This is a genomic window from Pseudomonadota bacterium, assembly GCA_018817425.1.
Classification (GTDB): domain Bacteria; phylum Desulfobacterota; class Desulfobacteria; order Desulfobacterales; family RPRI01; genus RPRI01.
This window is the reverse complement of record JAHITX010000095.1, coordinates 1-5,108: the sequence shown is the minus strand read 5'-3', so window position 1 is coordinate 5,108 and position 5,108 is coordinate 1. Positions and strand designations below refer to the sequence as shown.

Genomic DNA, 5,108 nt, shown 5'->3' with positions numbered 1-5,108 from the left:
ATGGAATGCATACAAAGAGACCTGATCGCCAAGCCCGTGAAGTGCCGTCATCAGGTGATACGCCAACTGCATCTGCTTGTGGTGAATCGACAAGCCGCCGGATTCCTCCATCTCGGCGGTAGAGCCCGATATGTCCAAAAGCAGCATCACCGCCAAATCCCTGCGCGTTCTCATGTTGTGCGCATAAACACCCTCGTTGGGAGTTGTGCCACTTCTGCAATCAATAAAATAGTTGACCACGCGATCCAGGATATAGTCTTCTCCTTCAGCCTGATTACGGTGCATCTCAAAGCTGAGGCCCACGCCTGCAAGTTTCCTTTTTAATGCCATAGAAGGTGGCTGCAATATCTCGCTCATGATCGCCCCCGACTCCGCATTTTCTCTCCAGGGATCAACCTCATCCACTACTACCCAATCCGATCGGTATTTTCGTTTGGAATAGTCCCATTCCGGGTAAATATGGCTGCCTGCTTCATTGCTATCTTTTGTCACCACTACATCAACACTCATGTCTGATAACTGGCCGACAAACTTTCCCTTCCTCTTGCCCATGGTCACATTCCCCATCGGCAGTTCCATGCCACCTCCTGATTTGGGCTTGCCTTGGCCTTTCCCCGAGCCATCGATACCGAGAAACTTTGCGATGATATCCGCCAACCGTCCACCGGAAAAGATCTGACTTTTTGAAAGCAGCTTGAGAAGAATAGATTCTTCGGAGTCTCCTTCTTCCTCATCGGTGAGAACGGCCGTAACCTTCTTTTGCAATTTCAGCTCGGGGGTAGGAGCTTCCTCAGGAAGCGCGTTATTTAGCACCAGAAGGCACCGCAACGTACCCAGAAATTCCGGGAATGCAGGGAAGTGCTCTTTACTGGCGGCCAAGCTATAGGATTGATCGGACGAGTCCGTAGTGAAAGGAAAGCGCATTATCGCGGTATTTTCACAGAAGGCTCTTGGCAAAATGTTTGCGTGCAGGCGAGTTGCCCGAACAATTTCGGCATAGAAATAGCGATTGTGTATTTTTCGTTTGCCCAGCAATTGCCGTACATGTTCTCTTTTCAGTGCGCCGACGCGAATCAACAAAGCTTGTGCAATAACATCAAATACATGCATTCGCGATAATTCAAAGGCAGGCACATAAATGCAGCTATTGTCGGTGTATGCTTTATATTTTTTATCGTCGTGCCAATGGACAGGAATGCTGCGCCCGCCCACGGCGCCGGCAACCAAAGAATAGAAATGCTGCGTAAACTCTGCCGTCGCTTTAACATCGCCTGTCATGAGATGTAGGTAGAAACAAGTTGCATTAAACTTCTGTCAATCAACGGATCATCGCAAAGCGGACCTATCATGCCCGCCTTGACAGCTTCTTTAAGCGAGAGACCAGCCCTTATTAAGTCGGCCGCTGCTATTACTGTACGGGTTGAGGACACCTCAGGCAATCCGGGTATATCCAATTCGCGAATGGCGCCGGCCAGGCGTACAAGGTCTTGGGCGTTCGCCTCGTCAACCCCCGATTCCTTAATAACCACCTCTATCTCTATGTCCGCGGGTGGGAAACCAAGTTCGATAGATATCATCCGCTGGCGTGTAGAGGGCTTCAAGTCCTTCAAGATGCTTTGATAGCCGGGGTTATACGATACAACCATCATGAACTCAGGCGGCGCCGACAACTGTTCACCAAGACGATCAATAAACATTTCACGCCGATGATCGGTAAGCGCATGGATGGCAACCGTCGTGTCGGCTCTGGCTTCAACGATCTCATCAAGATAGCAGATTCCCCCCATACGTACCGCACGGGTTAACGTCCCGTCCATCCACTGAGTATCGCCGCCCTTTAACAGGTAACGGCCAAGCAGGTCTGCGGCAGTCAGATCTTCATTACAGGATACTGTAATTAAAGGGCGCTTAAGCTCCGCCGCCATTGCTTCGACAAAGCGCGTCTTGCCACAGCCGGTAGGCCCCTTGAGCATTACCGCACGACGGCTTTGCCATGCGGCTCTGAAAACATCCTTCTCATTGCGGACTTCTCTGTAATATGGAATATCGGTCATGTGGTGGATTTCCTGTGTACTGTCAATTATTTTGTGTGAAATATTCATGGCATGTCCTGCACTTTGAACCATGATAGAAACCTCCTTATTGTATATAAGTACTTGCTTTTGCGTGCATGTTCTTTAAAGCCTTAACACGCTGCGGCCGGCAGTGGAATTGCGCACCAGCCATGCTCAATGTAGGTACGCATGTCCTTGAGCGGAATCTTGCGGCCATCAGCCAAAGTCATTTCACCTATACTATGGCTATGCAGTCCGTAATGCATGGTGGCACCGGATTCGCTCAGATAGCCGTAAAAGGTCCGCGACTCGGCCGAAGCATCAAGATTGATCTCCCCTTTTTCCGACTTCAGCTTGAAATTCCACTTGACGGGAATCCGCATTCTCGTCTTGGGATCGATCCAATGCTCCAGTTCTTCCATCTTGATATTACTCGTGCCGTTTTCGGAAAAGTCCACTTCCTGGTCATCAACCATCACGTGGCTATATGCTTTCCCAACGGAGGGATAGTAATAAATGAAAATCCTCACGGATTCGTTCACCCACCAGATCCAGTAATAGGTCTCTCCCCTGAGCACCTTGGCTAAGTCCCATGCCGGTTGAGTGAATTTTTCCTGGCAGCCGAATGACTTGTCTTTCCTCAATTTGTAAGTCTTGCCTTCAAGTTTGAAGGTGCCCTCGCAGCGCAGCGGAGCCTCATAGCCGGCGACGTTGTTCTTGGCAAAATCGGCATAGGTTCCTTTGTGAAATGAGGCGTCACCGATGCCGCTTAAGAGCAGATCGAATTCAATGCCCATGTGCTCGCCCTTAAGTTCCCAGTAGGGTGGGCGGCAGATGTATTGCCGGTTGTCCAACTTCCAGATCACCGCATCCTCGGTCTTGATGACTTCGCCGCTGTGCCAGTCGTCAGTCGCCCAGGTGCGGTTACTGATAAAATCGAGGTCGTTGATCGTACCCTCAAACCCCTTGGGCTTGATCTGGAAAGTGGTTTGTCCAACGAACTTGTCCTCAACCTGCCAGGGGCCATTCTTGCCGCCACCAACGCGGAAAATGCAACTTACAAAGGAAATCTCATCTCCATCCTCGGTCTCGGCCATAACCAGAAAGCCGTTGTTTTCCATGTATGAGACTCCCTTGGGCAGGGTCTCCTTATAGCTGAGTTGGTCATCCAGCGTGGCATTCGTCCCGGCTTCATTTTCTACTGTCATATTTATACCTCCTTTTGATGATAAAGCGGCTATTAAATCACCACCAGTTCCAGTCGGGTATATTCGGTTTTATTCCTTCAATGCAAAATAACGTGTCGCACCTGTCTTCACTGTAGCCAAGAAACTTGCTATTAAACGGGCGACACTTACCATCACTGAACTCCGGATTTTTCAATCTCTCGCCCCTCATACTGAGGGCTTTCCCGGTAGCAGGTTCGCCGGCTCTTGAAGTCCAGTCTTCCTCCGGCACAGGCTGTCCCTCCGGCAAGGTGGTTACCCACGCATACTGGGTAAGCGGCACTCCGGGGCCGGGACATATACGGTCAGTTCCGGCACCGCACATGCCGTCGTTCCAGTATGGACGAGACGTAACGTCGGTCGGCCACGTCCCCGGATTAGAACCCATGAGCATGGCAATCGGGATGTTGTAGCAGAAGAGATATATGCACTGGAGGACGCCGATGATTGCCAGCAACCGCATCAGCTGCTTTTTCCAATCGCTCATGACCATCGAATTGATCCCGCGCTCAACGAGCGTTTCCCCCTTGTCATTCTTGAAGTAGCGCAGTGCCACAACCGGGCTGCATAGCAATGCTACGAAAGGTAGCTCGATTAATGGGAATTTTTCGTAGGTGTCGGGGAAAAACGAGTATTTCCCTCCGGCCATCGTATATAAGCCAAGGGTTTGGAACGCCCCTTCGATAATGAGGTCAAACAGCATCATAAACGGGAACATTAACAGGCACAGCTTTACCGGCCCCCAGTTAAATCGTTTCCGGCCCCAGTTCATGACCCAGGCACCGATGGCACAGAAGCCGAACATACCGGTCGCGTACTGCGTCGGGTGATGTAATAGCGCATACGGCACTACCGCCCCGGGCCGGCCGAACCCCAGCCAGCCTGGGATTTCGTTGTAGTATGACCCCATGTTGAACATGTGCGAGTTGAACGTGTACCAGACGCCTAAGTAGTTCGAGCCTGCGTCCTGCAGCGAAAAGAACATGAACCCGATGAACAGCAGACCATCTAACGGGATGGTGCGATTGCGGCGCCACGGCTTGAAGACGTAGAAGTACGACATAAGGATGATGAACACTGGCCCAAAACACTGCATTCCGATGAACAAATTGTGCATCCAGGTCGGCGGGGCAACCTCTCCGGTCGGCACGGGTGTGAAGTACGGCCCGGTCACCCAGCGGGTCAGCACGTAGGCCCAGAACACCAGCCAGGCACCCCCGATCCATGCCCACCACACGACTGCCGGCCGCGGCTTGGGTATTGACGGAACATCATATTTTTCTACCATAATAATATGCTCCTTTCTTTAAGTTAAAGTGATGTGCAGAAAAATACCGGCCAGCCAGTCCATAAAGCACGGACGACCGGTATTTGTTACTGTGAAATTTTATATCCTGGCAGCTGAATCTGCTATACCACTTGCCAGGCATATAAAGATTAACCATATATTTATTTGTTAAATAAACTTATCTCGAATCCATCCTATTTAGACAACTGCATGAAGTTTTGTTTGGTAAAAAAGTCGGGGTCTATTTTTGAAGCAGGCATAAATAATCTGGATTCAGAATACGGTACCGTGCCGGAAACTGATGCATGATGTACTACTTCGTCTATATTCCACGAAACATCATATTGAACTCCAATATTGTTTTGCCCGCTTGGAGATTCATTGTAGTGACGAAAATTGCATTTCCATGTCCTGAATTTGCCGGATTTATCATATACCTCCTTATACCAAATGCCATAGGTTTCCTGATCAACATAACCTATATGCAATCCCCAGCTATAATACGGATCTTTAGGCATTTGTTCTATAACCCAGACCTTT

Annotated in this window: 5 protein-coding genes; all 5 read right to left on the bottom strand. The window is 49.9% G+C overall.

What is annotated here, in order from left to right; genetic code table 11:
* On the bottom strand, nucleotides 1-1,278 hold a 1,278-nt coding region (locus tag KKC46_16420; protein MBU1055384.1), incomplete at its 3' end, for a hypothetical protein.
* Nucleotides 1,275-2,054 (bottom strand): CbbQ/NirQ/NorQ/GpvN family protein, encoded by a 780-nt coding sequence (locus KKC46_16415; GenBank protein MBU1055383.1) that lies wholly within the window; start codon nucleotides 2,052-2,054, stop codon nucleotides 1,275-1,277. The genes KKC46_16420 and KKC46_16415, both read right to left, overlap by 4 nt.
* 131 nt (nucleotides 2,055-2,185) lie before the next feature.
* Nucleotides 2,186-3,262 (bottom strand): hypothetical protein, encoded by a 1,077-nt coding sequence (locus KKC46_16410; GenBank protein ID MBU1055382.1) that lies wholly within the window; start codon nucleotides 3,260-3,262, stop codon nucleotides 2,186-2,188.
* A gap of 37 nt (nucleotides 3,263-3,299) precedes the next feature.
* On the bottom strand, nucleotides 3,300-4,568 hold the full coding sequence (locus tag KKC46_16405) for a spirocyclase AveC family protein (GenBank protein MBU1055381.1): 1,269 nt from the start codon (nucleotides 4,566-4,568) through the stop codon (nucleotides 3,300-3,302).
* A 194-nt stretch (nucleotides 4,569-4,762) separates the two neighbouring features.
* On the bottom strand, nucleotides 4,763-5,108 hold a 346-nt coding region (locus KKC46_16400), incomplete at its 5' end, for an outer membrane lipoprotein-sorting protein (protein MBU1055380.1).